Here is a 14,394-nt window from a genome sequence, read left to right on the forward strand (position 1 = left end):
TGTGACTGCTGGTGCCTGTGGGGCCAACGTGGTGATGCCCGAGTCCGTGAAGGACTCCTTGAGGGACCCAGAGTCCCTCAAGGAGTCCTTCACGGACCGGGCCTGGCACCAACCCACAGCCGGAACCACGTAGGCACCTAAGACACCCTTGGCTCTAACCCGAATCACCACTCACGACCAACCTGACCCGGGCTCTCTGCTCGCGTCACCGTCCTCGCCCTGCGGCGGCGAGTGCCATGAAAGGTCCTTTCCTTGCAAAATTTGCAAGGAAAGGACCTTTCATGGCGTCCGGAGGGGGTGCGGTCTTGACGGGACCTTGACATCCGCAGGTCGGCGGGCCTAATTTCGGCGGATCTCAATGGTCTGTCCGCATACCTTTTAAGTGGGTGCCCGATGGATGTCTCAGACAAGCAGGCCGAACCCGCCGACGAAGACAGTGCCCGGCTCCACCAGCTCGGCTACGCGCAGGAACTCCGGCGCACGATGTCGACCTTCTCGAACTTCGCTGTCTCCTTCACGATCATCTCGATCCTCTCCGGCTGCCTGACCCTCTACGGGTTCGGCATGAAGACCGGCGGGCCCGCCGCGATGATCTGGGGCTGGCCGCTGGTCGGCCTGTTCGTCATCCTCGTCGGACTGGGCATGGCGGAGGTCTGTTCCAGCTATCCGACCGCGGGCGGCCTCTACTACTGGGCCGCGAAGCTCGCGCCGAGCAACGGCGCGGCGTGGTCGTGGTTCACCGGCTGGTTCAACCTCATCGGGCAGATCGCCGTCACCGCCGGGATCGACTTCGGCGCCGCGCTGTTCCTCAACGCCTTCCTCGACCTGCAGTTCGGCTTCGCGGCGACGCCGGGCCACACGATCCTGCTGCTGGGGATCATCCTCGTGATCCACGGGCTGCTGAACACCTTCGGCGTCAAGATCGTGGCACTGCTGAACAGCATCAGCGTGTGGTGGCATCTGGTGGGCGTGCTGGTGATCGTCGGGGTGCTGATCGTCGTTCCCGAGAAGCACCAGGACGCGTCCTTCGTCTTCGGCGAGTTCGTGAACAAGACCGGCTGGGCTTCACCGGTTTACGTCTTCTTACTGGGGCTCCTCGTCGCGCAGTACACGTTGACCGGCTACGACGCCTCGGCACATATGACCGAGGAGACCAAGAACGCGGCGAAGGCCGGGCCGCGCGGCATCATCAACTCGATCCTCGTCTCACTGGTCGCCGGCTGGGTCCTGCTGATCGGCCTCACGTTCGCCATCCAGGACTACGACGGCGCCGTCGGCTCCGCGACCGGGGTGCCGCCCGCGCAGATCTTCATCGACGCGACCGGCGCGACGACCGGCAAGTTCCTCCTGCTGATCTGTATCGGCGCGCAGCTGTTCTGCGGGATGGCGTCGGTGACCGCGAACTCGCGGATGATCTACGCCTTCGCCCGTGACGGCGCGATCCCGGGTTCGAAGTTCTGGCACCGCATCAACAAGCGCACCCAGACACCGACCAACGCGGTGTGGCTGGCCGCGGGCGGCGCGTTCCTGCTCGCCCTGCCGTATCTGTGGAGCCAAACCGCCTACGCGGCGGTGACCTCGATCGCCGTCGTCGGCCTCTACGTGGCCTATGTGATCCCGGTGTTCCTGCGGGTGCGCAAGGGCGACGACTTCGAACCCGGACCGTGGAACCTCGGCCGTTGGGGCAAGCTCATCGGGACCATCGCGACCGTCTGGGTGTGCTTCATCTTCGTACTGTTCATGCTCCCGCAGGGATCACCGATCACCATCGACAGTTTCAACTACACGCCTATCGCCTTCCTCGTCGTACTCGGTGGTGCGGCGGTGTGGTGGTTCGTCTCGGCCCGCAAGTGGTTCACGGGCCCGAAGGTGCAGGGTTCCGAAGCGGAACTCGCCGCCGTGGAAAGGGAACTCAAGGAGCTGGGGTAGCGGCCTCCCGGGAGCGGCCGGCGCGGACTCCGGTCACCGCGGCCGCTCCCAACGCCCCCACTGCGGCGAAGGCGTAGAAACCCCACGGGTACGCGATTCCGGCGGTCAGCAGCGCGCCGCCGAGGATCGGGCCGCTGATCGCGCCGACGCGGCCGACGCCCGCCGCCCAGCCGATTCCGGTGGCGCGTTGCCAATCCGGGTACGTCTTGCCGATGTAGGCGTAGACGAGCACCTGCGCACTGAACACGAACCCGCCGGTGAGAAACACGGCCACGTACAAACCGACCGCGGGCAGCTTCACGCTCAGCAGGGCCAGGAACAGCGCCGCGCCGAGGAACCAGAAGATCACCGCCGGCCGCACGCCGACCTTGTCCGCCACCCGGCCCGCGACGAGCAGGCCGACGACGCCGCCCAGGTTCAGCGTGAGCAGCAGCCCGAGCGCCGCGCCCAGCGGATAGCCTGCCTGGCGCATGATCTCCGGCAGCCAGGTGTTGAGCCCGTAGACCAGCAGCAGTCCCATGAACGACGTCACCCAGAACGCGATGGTGGCGCGCAGGAGCCCGCCTCGGAACAACCCGCCGACAACTTGTGTCGCCGACTTCTCTTGCGTGTCCCGCACCCGCTCGAAGGATTCGGATTCGGGCAGGTACTTGATCATCAGCGGTACCAGCACGAGCGCCGGCAGCGCGCCCGCGACGAACATCGCACGCCAGCCGAGCGGCTGGATCAGCCAGATGCCGAGCAGGGCGGTGAGCACCGCGCCGACGTGATAGCCGGTCATCACCGTGGTGGTCGCGCTGCTGCCCTTCCCCTTGCGGGCGTACTCGGTGACCAGCGCGATCGCCGTCGGGAGACAACCGCCGAGACCGAGCCCGGCGAGGAAGCGGAACAGCCCGAAGAAGAACGCGGAAGGCGCGATCGCGCAAAGCGCGGTGCACACCGAGAAGGCGGTGACCGCGATGATCAGCGCCTTGCGGCGGCCGATGACGTCGGTGATCGTGCCGATCGCCATCGCGCCGATCATCATGCCGATCAGGCCGAACGTCGAGATCACCGACGCCGTGCCCGGCGTCAGCCCCCAGACGTGGTCACGGAGCAACGCGGGCAGCACCGTGCCCAGGACGACCAGGTCGAATCCGTCGAGCAGTACCGCCGTCCAGGCGAGTGGAACCACCCACGAACGGGCCGCGGCAGTGGGCATGGGGACCTCCAGCTGTGTTCGCAATGCGCACGAGTATGCACAATCCGAACGCTGTGAGCAAGGCCACGGGTACCCTGGATGTCAGGAAAGGGGCGTTCAGGACGAAAATGTCCTGAACGCCCCTTTCCTGACACGGGGTCAACGCTTGACGAGGTCTCCGAGGACGCTCCAGGTACGAAGCCGCTCTTCGCTGTTCCGGATGCCGCTCTGCGTCGCGACCACCTCGGTCGCCCCGGCGTCGAAGTACCGCCGGATCTCGGCCGCGACGGTCTCCTCGTCCCCGGCGATCACCAGCTCACCGGCGGAATCCACGCCCTGGGCGTCGAAGACCGCCCGGTAGGACGGGATGTCGCGGAAGAACGCGTACTGCCGGTCGACCTGGGCGCGGACGGCGTCGGGATCGTCGGTCACGACGACCGGGGCCATCGCGATGATCCGCGGCGCCGGACGGCCGGCGGCTGCCTTGGTGATCTCCGGGACGATGACCTCGGAAAGGGCTTTGGGCCCGGCGAGGAACGGGATCGTGCCGTCGGCGAGTTCGCCGGTGACGCGCAGCGCCTGCCGTCCCATCGCGGCGATGATCACCGGGATGTCCGAAGACCCGGCGACAGAAAGCGAAGCCGCGAAGCCCTTGGCGTGCGCCCGAACAGTCTCGCCTTGGAAGTCGACTTCGCCGCCGTCGAGTACCTGACGGAGGATCGTCAGGTACTCGCGAAGGTGCTTGATCGGCGACGGGTACTCGATGCCGTACGCCGGTTCGAGCCAGTTCTTCGCGCCGGTTCCGAGGCCGAGGACGAACCGGCCCCCGGTGGCGGCCTGCGCCGTCTGCGCGAGACCGGTGATCAGCAACGGATGTCGCGGGTAGATCGGGACGACGCCGGTCCCGACGGTGATTCCCGGGACCGCACGGCCGGCGAGGGCGGCGACGGTGATCGCGTCGTGCTCCATCTGCTGGGAGAACCAGACGGACGTCAGGCCCGCGTCGGCGGCCTGCCGGGTCTGCGTGACGAGTTCATCGACGATGTTGACGGCGTCCGCGGTGTCCCCGGACGGGAGTGCCACTCCGATGGTCATGTTCAACGCCAACCGCGCCGTCGAAAGGATATTTCGCCGTTCACCAGATGAGATCACGCGCGCGGCCGCGCGGGTTGCCGCACCCTGGGCGGCGTCCGACACCTCGATCCTGGAGAGACCCGATGTCGCTGACCGATGTCATCGAAGGAACCAAGACCGCCGTCGACGCCGACCCGCGCAACGCCGCCGTCTCGTTCAGCGTCGCCAACGCGCTGAACCCCGGAACCGCGACGCGGGTGGACGTGCGGGTGCGGGACCACTCGTTCGCCGTCGACGAACCCGCCGCGCTCGGCGGCACCGACACCGCGGCGAACCCGGTCGAATACGCGCTCGCCGCGCTGGGCTCGTGCCAGGTGATCACGTACCAGTTCTGGGCGGCGAAGCTCGGTGTGCCACTCGAAGGTGTGCAGGTGACCGTGGACGGTGACATCGACCTTCACGGATTCTTCGGGTTCTCGGAGACTCGCCCCGGCTTCGGCGATGTGCGGGTCTCGGTGGAGCTGAGCGGGCCCGCGGGGGCGGAGGTCTACGAGGACCTGAAGCGGCAGGTCGACGAGCACTGCCCGGTGCTGGACCTGTTCCGGAACCCGACGCCGGTGAAGACCTCGCTCGCCTGAGACGCCATGAAAGGCCCCTTCATTGCAAAATTTGCAATGAAGGGGCCTTTCATGGCGCGTGTAAGGGGGTCAGACGAACTCGTGACGCACGATCGTCTGCTCCCGGCCCGGTCCGACGCCGATCGCCGAGATCCGCGCGCCCGAGAGCTCTTCGAGCCGCTCGACGTAGGCGCGCGCATTCGCCGGCAGCTCTTCGAAGGTGCGGCAGCCCGAGATGTCCTCGAACCAGCCCGGCAGCTCTTCGTAGATCGGCAGCGCGTGGTGCACGTCGGTCTGCGTCATCGGCATGTCGTAGGTACGGAAGCCGTCGACCTCGTAGCCGACGCACACCGGCACCTTCTCCAGCCCGGACAGCACGTCCAGTTTGGTGAGGAAGTAGTCGGTGATGCCGTTGACCCGCACCGCGTAGCGCGCGATGACGGCGTCGAACCAGCCGGTGCGCCGCGAGCGGCCGGTGGTGACGCCGAACTCGCCGCCCTGTTTGCGCAGGTACTCGCCGGACTCGTCGTCCAGCTCGGTCGGGAACGGGCCGGAGCCGACGCGCGTGGTGTAGGCCTTGAGGATGCCCAGCACGGTGCCGATCTTGCCGGGGCCGATGCCCGAACCCGCGCTCGCGCCGCCGGAGGTCGGGTTCGACGACGTCACGAACGGGTACGTGCCGTGATCGACGTCGAGCAGGGTGCCCTGCGAGCCTTCGAGCAGCACGGTCTCGCCGCGTTCGAGGGCCTGGTTCAGCTGAAGGCGCGTGTCGGCGATGCGGTGCGCGAACTTCTCGCCCGCGGCCAGCACCTCGTCGGCGACCTGGTCGGCGTCGAGCGCCTTGCGGTTGTAGACCTTGACCAGCACCTGGTTCTTGAACTCCAGTGCCGACTCGACCTTCTGCCGGAAGATCTTCTCGTCGAGCAGGTCCTGCACGCGGACGCCGACGCGGGCGATCTTGTCCTGGTAGCAGGGGCCGATGCCGCGGCCGGTGGTGCCGATCTTGCGGCTGCCGAGGTAACGCTCGGTGACCTTATCGATCGCCACGTGGTACGGCATGATCAAGTGCGCGTCGGCGGAGATCAGCAGTTTGCTGGTGTCGACGTCGCGTTCCTCCAGCCCGGCGAGTTCGTCGAGCAGCACGCCCGGGTCGATGACGACGCCGTTGCCGATGACGTTGGTGACGCCCGGCGTGAGGATCCCGGACGGGATCAGGTGGAGGGCGAAGTTCTGCCCGTCGGGAAGGACTACGGTGTGGCCCGCGTTGTTACCGCCTTGGTAACGCACGATCCACTGGACGCGGTCGCCGAGCAGGTCGGTGGCCTTGCCCTTGCCCTCGTCCCCCCATTGGGCCCCGATCAGCACGATGGCCGGCATGTGACACTCCAGGTGTTCGGCGACTTGTGGTTTGGCGCTGGTAAATGCCGGTGCATGAGCGTAACGGAGGGCCTTCGGGTGCGCGGAATAGTGGTGGTCTGTCCCGAGGGCGAGCCCACACTCCCGGAGATCGACGACGTCGAAATGGTGCGCGTTCAGAGCCGCCCTGGCAAGGCGGATATCGACCCCTTGCTGGGGGAACACGATCACCTGGTGGTCGCGGGCACCGACGCGGACCTCGCGGCCGTCGCGCTGCGGCTGTTACGAAAAGAACAGCTCTCGGGCGTGTCGCTCGGATTTGTGCCGTCGTCGCCAGACTCCGACGTCGCCCGTATCTGGAGCCTGCCGACGCAGCCGCTGCGTGCCCTCTCGCTCGCCCTCCGTGGTGAGGTCGATCCGGTGCCGCTGATCCGCGACGACAACGGCGGGGTGCTGGTCGGGCGAGGGGTGCTCGGGATGATCCGCGGGGTGGCCTACTGCGACGAGCACACCGTCCTGCGCGGGCCCGCGCGCTCGATCGAGGTCGAGCCGGACGCGAGCGGGCCGGGGCTGATGGTCCGGGTGACCAAGGGGACGCTGTTCAAACGGCCTTCGACGCAGTACGCGCGGGCGTTCCAGCTCGGCTGCATTCCGACCCAGCCGAGCAGCGACGGCGTCGTCCATCCACGCGCGATGAGCCGCTGGACCTGGTATCGGCACACCGAGGACCTCCGGCTGGTCCGCGGCCTGGACTAGGCCGTGTCCGGTAAGTCATGTTCGCGGTCTTCGCGCCCAGGCGGTCCCTGACGGCACGGGCGGGCGCGGCCGAGTACGACCCGGTACGAGGCCGATCCGCCCGCACCGTCAGGAACCACCTGGATCACGAAGCCCATCGAACAGACTCACCGGACACGGCCTAGGCCGTTCGGCTCAGAACCATCAGCTGGACTTTCCGAAAATTTTTCGGCGGCGTACACCGGGTCCTACCTGCTCGTGACACCCTCCGTTCACGAATAGCCAGCAGAGTGTCATCCGATGGTGTTGCGTGGGTCATATCCGTCCCGCATGGTGACCAGGTCCCCAAACCTGACACGGAGGCGGCAATATGCCAACCGCGCTTGCTGTTCGTCGCTCCTTCACTGTTCTCGCCGTCTCGGCGATCGTCTCGGCAGGCGTCGTCGGCGTCGCCGAAGCGACGCCCCCGGGCATCCCCTCGGCCGACACCGCCAAGACCCAGCTCGCCGCGCTGACCGTCAAGCCGGACGGTTCGTCGACCGGGTACAGCCGCGACAAGTTCCCGCACTGGTCCGATCAGGGCAACAGCTGCAACACCCGTGAGGTCGTGCTGAAGCGGGACGGCACGAACGTCCAGCAGGACAGCAGCTGCGCCGCCGTCTCCGGCAGCTGGTTCAGCCCGTACGACGGCGCCACCTGGACCGCGGCGTCCGATGTGGACATCGACCACGTCGTGCCGCTGTCCGCCGCGTGGCGCACCGGGGCGTCGTCGTGGACCACCTCGCAGCGGCAGGCGTTCGCGAACGACCTCAGCGCGCCGCAGCTGATCGCCGTCACCGACAACGTCAACCAGGAGAAGGGCGACAAGTCGCCGGACGCCTGGAAGCCGCCGACCGTCGGCTACTGGTGCACCTACGCGAAGATGTGGACCACGGTGAAGTACAAGTACAAGCTCTCCATCAAGTCGGCGGAGAAGACCGCGCTGACGGACATGCTCAACCGCTGCTAGACCCCGTAAGTACATGAAGGCCCCCTTCCTTGCGCCTAGGTACATGAAGGGGGCCTTCACGTACTTTCAGTGCTGTCAAGCGGAAAGGTGGGACGTTTCGCGGGCTGGGAGCCGGACTCAGTATGTGGGCGGTCCTCAAGGTCGTGATTAGCGTGAATCGGGTAGGCGCAAGCAAAAGCGCCCCCCGTTCCCCGCTGGAGGCCACCCGGTGTCCCGTACCGCCGCCACTTCTTTACTCGCGCTCACCGCACTTTTCGTCACAGCCTGCTCTTCCGCGGGCGGTTCGACGGGTGCCGACGCCGGGCCGCCCAAACCCGGCGGCACGTTGCGCCTCGGGATCTCGTCGAGTCCGGACTGTGTCGATCCGCAGCAGGTCGGCACCAACGCTTCGCTCAACGTCGGCCGTCAGCTGGTCGATTCGCTGACCGACCAGGACCCGGCCACCGGTGAGATCAAGCCGTGGCTGGCCGAAAGGTGGGAGAGCAACGCGGATTCGACCGCGTTCACCTTCCACCTGCGCGACGGCGCGACCTTCTCCGACGGCAGCCCTGTCGACGCCGCCGCGGTCAAGACAAGCTTCGACGCGGTCAAGACACTCGGCCCGAAATCGCAGCTCGGCTCCGGCTATCTGGCCGTCTACAAGGGAACGACGGTAGTCGACCCGAAGACGGTCAAGATCGGGTTCTCCGTTCCCAGCGCCCAGTTCCTCCAGGCCAGCTCGACTATGTCGCTCGGCGTACTCGCGCCCGCCGCGTACCGGAAGACCGCCGATCAGCGCTGCCAGGGCGACGGACTGATCGGCTCGGGCCCGTTCGTCTTCGAAAGCCTCAAGCAGAACCAGGAAATCGTCCTGGCCAAACGCAAGGGCTACCACTGGGGTTCGTCGCTGTTCAAGCACCAGGGCGAGGCGTACCTCGACAAGATCGCCTACAAGATCGTGCCGGAACCCGGCGTGCGCACCGGAAGTCTCGCTTCCGCGCAGCTCGACGCCATCACCGACGTCCAGCCCGTCGACGAACCGCAGTTCACCGGCGACGGGTTCACCGAGCCCACCCGCCCGAATCCCGGTGTGGTGTTCAACCTGCACGCCAACGTCACGAAGGGCGTGCTCATCGACGAGAAGGTCCGCCAGGCGGTGGTCAAGGGCATCAACCGGCCCGAGGTCACGAACACCGTGCTGACACCGAACTACAAACCCGCCACCAGCATTCTCGGCTCGGCGACGCCGTTCTACACCGACCTGTCGTCGCTGCTCGCCTACGATCCCGCCGGGGCGACGTCGTTGCTGGAGAGCGCGGGCTGGCTGCCCGGCCCCGACGGGATCCGGACGAAGAACCGGCAGCGGCTGACCGCCAAGGTCGTCTTCTCCCTGGTGTTCAACCAGAACAAGAGCGTTCTCGAACTCGTCCAGCAGCAACTGCGGAAGATCGGCTTCGACCTTCAGATCGAGCAACGCACGACGGCCGAAAGCGTGCAGATCACGCAAAGCGGGAACTACGAGTACCTCTGGTACAACACCACCCGCGCGGATCCGGACATCCTGCGCAACCTGTTCTCCACCAAGGCGAACAACCGCAGCAAGCTGCCCGCGGAGAACCCGGTCGACGCGCCGCTCGACGCCCAGTCGTCCACTGTGGACCCCGCCAAGCGGAAGCCCGCGGCCGAGGCGGCCCAGCGTGCGATCATCGAGCGCGGCTACTCGGCTCCGGTGTTCGAGCTGACCCAGGTGCTGGCGCACGGGCCGAACGCGCACGGCGTCGGTTTCGAGGCGTCGTCCCGGTTGCAGCTGTTCGACGCCTGGGTGTCGGGCTCGTGAGGCGGTACCTGCTCCGGCGGATCCTGCAGGCGGTCTTCGTCCTGTGGGCCGCGTTCACCGTGTCGTTCGTGATCCTCTACCTCCTGCCGGGTGACGCGGTCAGCGCGAAGCTCGGCGGGGGCGAGGCCGGGCTTTCCGTGACACCGGAACAACTGGCCGCGGCGAAGACGGAGTACGGATTCGACGACCCGCTACCACTCCAGTACGGAAAACGACTGCTCGCCGCGCTGCAAGGCGACTTCGGCCGCTCGATCGCCACCGGGGACGACGCCACGAACATGGTCGTCTCCGCCCTGCCACCGACGCTCGCGGTGACCGGATTCGCGCTGGTGCTGGCGATCCTGTTCGGGGGCGGGATCGCGATCGCGGGCACCGTCACCCGGCATCGCCGGCTGGGCAACCTCCTGCTCGCGTTGCCACCGCTGGGGATCTCACTGCCGTCGTTCTGGGTCGGCTTGGTGCTCATCCAGTTCTTTTCCTTCCGGCTCAAGCTGCTACCCGCGCTGGGCTCGAACGGCTTCGAGTCGCTGATCCTGCCCGCGATCACCCTCGCCATCCCGACCGGCGCGATCATCGGGCAGGTGCTGGCGAAGAGCCTCCGCACGCAACTCGCCGAGCCCTACGCCGAGATCGCGCTGGCCAAAGGGGCGAGCCGGTCGAGAGTCCACTTCGGACATCTCCTGCGCAACGCGGCGGTGCCCACGCTGACCATCGCCGGAGTGGTCGCGGGCAACCTGATCGCGGGTTCGGTGATCACCGAGACAGTGTTCTCCCGTGACGGCCTCGGGCGCGTGACGTCGTCGGCGGTCACCGCGCAGGACATCCCGGTGGTGCAAGCGGTGATCGTGCTCGCCGCGCTGGTGTTCGTCGGCATCAACCTGCTCGTCGACCTCGTTTATCCGCTGCTGGACCCGCGGATCCGACACCGGGGGACGGCCGATGCCTGACGTTCTCGTGCACACCAGGCGACCGGGCCTGCTCCTCGCGATCGCCGTCCTGGCCTTCGCTCTGCTGGCGGCGCTCGTCCCGGGCCTCTTCACCGGGCAGGACCCGCTCGCCGGTGTCCCCGCCGAGAAGATGCAGGGCCCTTCGCTCGGCCACCTCTTCGGCACCGACGAAACCGGGCGGGACATCTTCGCGCGAGTGGTGCATGGCGCCGCGCTTTCGTTGCAGGCGACGGTGATCGCCGTCGTCGTCGCGCTCGTCGCCGGTTCCGCGCTCGGCCTGCTCGCCGGATTCCGGGGCGGCGCCCTCGATTCGGCGATCATGCGCTGCGTCGACGTCCTGCTGGCGATTCCCTCGATCCTGCTGTCGCTGGCGCTGGTCACGGCGCTCGGCTTCGGTACGACCAACGTCGCGATCGCCGTCGGTGTCGCGAATCTCGCGCAGTTCGCCCGGCTGATGCGCGCCGAAGTGCTGCGTGTCCGCAGTGGCGTGTTCGTCGAGGCCGCCCGCGCGGGAGGCGTCCGCTGGACCGGGGTGCTCGGACGGCATGTGCTGCCCAACGCGCTCGGCCCGGTGCTCGCGCTCGCGACGCTCACCTTCGGCACCGCCGTACTGGAGGTGTCCGCGCTGAGCTTCCTCGGCTACGGCGCCACCCCGCCGACCCCGGAATGGGGCTCGCTCGTGGCGGGCGGGCGCGGCTTCCTCGCCACCGCCTGGTGGATGACGACCTTCCCCGGACTCACCGTCGCGGCCGTGGTGCTGTCCGCGAACCGGCTGTCCCGAGCCATCGAAGGAGACGTGCGATGAGCGACCTGCTGACCATCCGCGACCTGGCGGTTTCCTACAAGTCCGTCCCCGCCGTGGATGGCGTCTCGCTATCTGTCCACAAGGGACAGATCGTCGCGGTGGTCGGCGAGTCCGGCTCCGGCAAGAGCACGACGGCGCACGCGGCCATCGGCCTGCTGCCGCGCGGCGGGCGGATCGAGCGCGGCGAGATCACCTTCGACGGCCGGGATCTCACGAAACTCTCCGACCGCGCTTGGCGTTCCGTGCGCGGCCGCGAGATCGCGCTGGTCCCCCAGGATCCGACGGTTTCGCTCAATCCCGTGCACCGGATCGGCGATCAGGTCGCGGAAGTGCTGCTGATCCACGGCCTTGCGGACAAACGAACCGCCGGCGCGGAGGCGGTGAAGCTACTGCGCAAGGCCGGGATCGCGGATCCGGAGGCGCGGGCGCGGCAGTATCCGCACGAGCTGTCCGGCGGGCTGCGCCAGCGTGCGCTGATCGCCGCCGCGCTGGCCGGACGGCCGAAACTCGTCATCGCCGACGAGCCGACCAGCGCGCTCGACGTCACCGTGCAGCGGCAGATCCTCGACCACCTCGAAGAACTCGCCTCCGAGGCGGGCACCGCCGTCCTGCTGATCACGCACGACCTCGGCGTCGCGTCCGATCGGGCGTCGCGGATCGTGGTGCTGTCCCAGGGGGCCGTGGTCGAGGAAGGAACGACCGGCGAGATCCTCGCCGCACCAACCCAGAAGTACACGCGGGATCTGCTCGCCGCCGCGCCGAGCCTGTCCGACACCCCGTCGCGCGAGCCGAAACCGCCGTCGTCCGACGTCCTGGTCTCGGTCCGCGGCCTCGGCAAGACCTTCGGGACCGTCCGCGCCGTGGACGGCGTTTCGTTCGACATCGCCCGTGGCCGGACGCTCGCGCTGGTCGGCGAGTCCGGTTCGGGCAAGTCGACCACCGCGCGGATGATCCTGCGGCTGGAGACGCCGACCGACGGCGTCGTCGAGTTCGACGGCGAGGACATCACGGCGCTGCGCGGCGAAGAACTGCGACGGCTGCGGCGCCGGTTCCAGCTGGTGTACCAGAACCCGTACGCGTCGCTGAACCCCAAGTTCAGCATCGAAGACGTCATCTCCGAGCCGCTGCGGGCGTTCGGTGTCGGCACGAAAGCGGAACGCCGGGCACGGGCGGCGGAACTCGTCGACCAGGTCGCGCTGCCGTCTTCGGTGCTGAAGCGCAAACCCGCCGAACTGTCCGGCGGGCAACGGCAACGGGCGGCCATCGCGCGGGCGCTCGCGCTGCGTCCCGAGCTGATCGTCGCGGACGAACCCGTCTCCGCGCTGGACGTCTCGGTGCAGGCGCAGATCCTGCGGCTGCTCGCCGGCCTTCAGGACGAACTCGGGCTGACGTATTTGTTCATCTCGCATGATCTCGCCGTGGTCCGGCAGATCGCGGACACCGTCGGCGTGCTCCGCGGCGGCGAACTCGTCGAACTCGGCCCCGCTCAGGACGTCCTCGAACGGCCGGGTGCGGACTACACCCGCGAGCTGCTCGCCGCCATTCCGGGCCGGAAACCGTTGGAGGCACGATGAAATTCGGGCTCTTCTCCCTCGTCGCGAATCATCCCGACCCGGCGACCGGCGAGACACCGACCCAGCACGAACGACTGCGCCGAGTCGTCGACGAAGCTGTCTTCGCCGAAGAACTAGGCTTCGACGCGTACGGCGTCGGCGAACGGCACGGCGAGCCGTTCCTCTCCTCGGCGCCGCCGGTGATCCTGGCCGCCGTGGCCGAACGCACCCGTCGCGTCCGGCTGCTGACCACCTTGACCGTGATCAGCGTGCTCGACCCGGTCCGCGTCGCCGAGGACTACGCGACGCTCGACCAGCTTTCCGGCGGCCGGCTGGACCTCATGATCGGGAAGGGCAACGATCCCCGGCACTTCCCGCTGTTCGGCCTCGAAGAGGAACGGCAATGGGAGTACCAGGCGGAGAAGTTCGCCCTGCTGCGCAGGCTGTTCCTGGAGGAAGGCGTGACTTGGGAGGGCGAATTCCGCGCGCCGCTGACCGCCGTTACGACGCAACCGCGGCCGTTCCACGCGCGGCCGCGGATCTGGCACGGGAGCGCGTCGAGCACCGAGTCGACCGAGCTGGCGGCGAAGTTCGGCGACCCGCTGTTCACCGCGAACGGCTTCCATCCCAAGAAGAAGTACGCGGACCTGATCGGCCACTACCGGCGGCGGTGGGCGGATCACGGCCACGATCCGGCGGACGCGCTCGTCGGTTCCGGCGCGGGCGGGCTGTACGTCGCGAAGACCTCGCAGGAGGCGCTGGACGGCTACCGGCCGCACTTCGAGGCGCTGATGAAGACACCCGCGTATCAGCACAACAAGTCGGAGTTCACCACGTTGGAGGACAAGATCGCCAACGGTTCCGCGCTGGTCGGAAGTCCGGAGCAGGTCATCGACAAGATCGGCGACTACCACGCTTCCTTCGGGCACGAGGTGCAGGCGGTCTCAGTGGACGGCCTGAAATCCGAGGAGGCACGGAAAGTCCTGGAGCTCTTCGCCTCCGACGTCATCCCGATCGTGCGGAAAGAGCTGCCCTCGCGGGTGTGGGAGGACGGTTTTGAGGGGTAAGTCGAAGGTGTCGGGTCTCGGGGATTCGGTCGCGGCCGTGAGGCGACTGTGTTGCGAAAGCCACTTTCGCAACCTCAGGCGTCGCGAAGGTGGCTTTCGCGACGCATCTCGACCACGGGTGTCAACGACGGTGCCGGTGTTGCGAAAGCCACTTTCGCAACGTTGAAGGTTGCGAAAGTGGCTTTCGCAACCTGCCACCATGCCCGCGCCTTCGGAGGCCGCCCGAGGGCCGGAGGAGGTCGCGGGTCTTGCGTGATCGAAGCCGGACTTCGCGTGATTGGAGGCGACACTCGCGTGATTGGAGGC

General features: G+C 67.6%; 12 protein-coding genes. 9 read left to right on the forward strand and 3 right to left on the reverse strand.

Features of this window, described 5'->3' with window-relative positions:
- The first annotated feature begins 393 nt into the window (after positions 1 to 393).
- Positions 394 to 1,929 (forward strand): amino acid permease, encoded by a 1,536-nt coding sequence (locus tag DL990_RS01745; protein WP_125784836.1) that lies wholly within the window; start codon positions 394 to 396, stop codon positions 1,927 to 1,929.
- On the opposite strand, the gene DL990_RS01750 is transcribed toward DL990_RS01745, so the two are convergent.
- The gene (locus DL990_RS01750) at positions 1,913 to 3,130 is read right to left on the reverse strand and encodes an aromatic acid/H+ symport family MFS transporter (protein WP_125784835.1); all 1,218 of its coding nucleotides are present in this window, start codon (positions 3,128 to 3,130) and stop codon (positions 1,913 to 1,915) included. The genes DL990_RS01745 and DL990_RS01750 overlap by 17 nt on opposite strands.
- 138 nt (positions 3,131 to 3,268) lie before the next feature.
- Complete coding sequence (locus DL990_RS01755; RefSeq protein ID WP_125797699.1) at positions 3,269 to 4,204, reverse strand: LLM class F420-dependent oxidoreductase; 936 nt, start codon at positions 4,202 to 4,204, stop codon at positions 3,269 to 3,271.
- 122 nt (positions 4,205 to 4,326) lie between these two features.
- Here DL990_RS01755 and DL990_RS01760 point away from each other — a divergent pair, with 122 nt between their 5' ends.
- Complete coding sequence (locus DL990_RS01760; protein ID WP_038521494.1) at positions 4,327 to 4,821, forward strand: OsmC family protein; 495 nt, start codon at positions 4,327 to 4,329, stop codon at positions 4,819 to 4,821.
- A 69-nt stretch (positions 4,822 to 4,890) separates the two neighbouring features.
- On the opposite strand, the gene DL990_RS01765 is transcribed toward DL990_RS01760, so the two are convergent.
- Positions 4,891 to 6,177, reverse strand: coding sequence for an adenylosuccinate synthase (locus DL990_RS01765; protein WP_125784833.1), 1,287 nt, complete (start codon positions 6,175 to 6,177; stop codon positions 4,891 to 4,893).
- 54 nt (positions 6,178 to 6,231) lie between these two features.
- On the opposite strand from DL990_RS01765, the gene DL990_RS01770 reads away from it, so the two are divergent.
- The 7 genes from DL990_RS01770 (at position 6,232) to DL990_RS01800 (ending at position 14,088) form a co-directional block, all read left to right on the forward strand.
- A complete protein-coding gene (locus DL990_RS01770; protein ID WP_233620358.1) occupies positions 6,232 to 6,912 on the forward strand; it encodes a hypothetical protein in 681 nt (226 codons plus the stop codon).
- A 349-nt stretch (positions 6,913 to 7,261) separates the two neighbouring features.
- On the forward strand, positions 7,262 to 7,900 hold the full coding sequence (locus DL990_RS01775; RefSeq protein ID WP_125797700.1) for a DUF1524 domain-containing protein: 639 nt from the start codon (positions 7,262 to 7,264) through the stop codon (positions 7,898 to 7,900).
- Between the two features lie 208 nt (positions 7,901 to 8,108).
- Positions 8,109 to 9,716 (forward strand): ABC transporter substrate-binding protein, encoded by a 1,608-nt coding sequence (locus tag DL990_RS01780; RefSeq protein ID WP_125797701.1) that lies wholly within the window; start codon positions 8,109 to 8,111, stop codon positions 9,714 to 9,716.
- Entirely contained in the window at positions 9,713 to 10,663 is a 951-nt protein-coding gene (locus DL990_RS01785) for an ABC transporter permease (protein ID WP_125797702.1), read from the forward strand. Before DL990_RS01780 ends, DL990_RS01785 begins: the two co-directional genes overlap by 4 nt.
- A complete protein-coding gene (locus DL990_RS01790; RefSeq protein WP_125797703.1) occupies positions 10,656 to 11,468 on the forward strand; it encodes an ABC transporter permease in 813 nt (270 codons plus the stop codon). Before DL990_RS01785 ends, DL990_RS01790 begins: the two co-directional genes overlap by 8 nt.
- A complete protein-coding gene (locus DL990_RS01795) occupies positions 11,465 to 13,042 on the forward strand; it encodes an ABC transporter ATP-binding protein (RefSeq protein WP_125797704.1) in 1,578 nt (525 codons plus the stop codon). Before DL990_RS01790 ends, DL990_RS01795 begins: the two co-directional genes overlap by 4 nt.
- Positions 13,039 to 14,088: an LLM class flavin-dependent oxidoreductase gene (locus tag DL990_RS01800; protein ID WP_125784827.1), complete on the forward strand. Its 1,050-nt coding sequence runs from the start codon at positions 13,039 to 13,041 to the stop codon at positions 14,086 to 14,088. The genes DL990_RS01795 and DL990_RS01800 overlap by 4 nt, the downstream gene beginning before the upstream one ends.
- The last annotated feature ends 306 nt before the right edge of the window (positions 14,089 to 14,394 follow it).

This window comes from Amycolatopsis sp. WAC 01416, from assembly GCF_003947485.1.
Lineage (GTDB): Bacteria > Actinomycetota > Actinomycetes > Mycobacteriales > Pseudonocardiaceae > Amycolatopsis.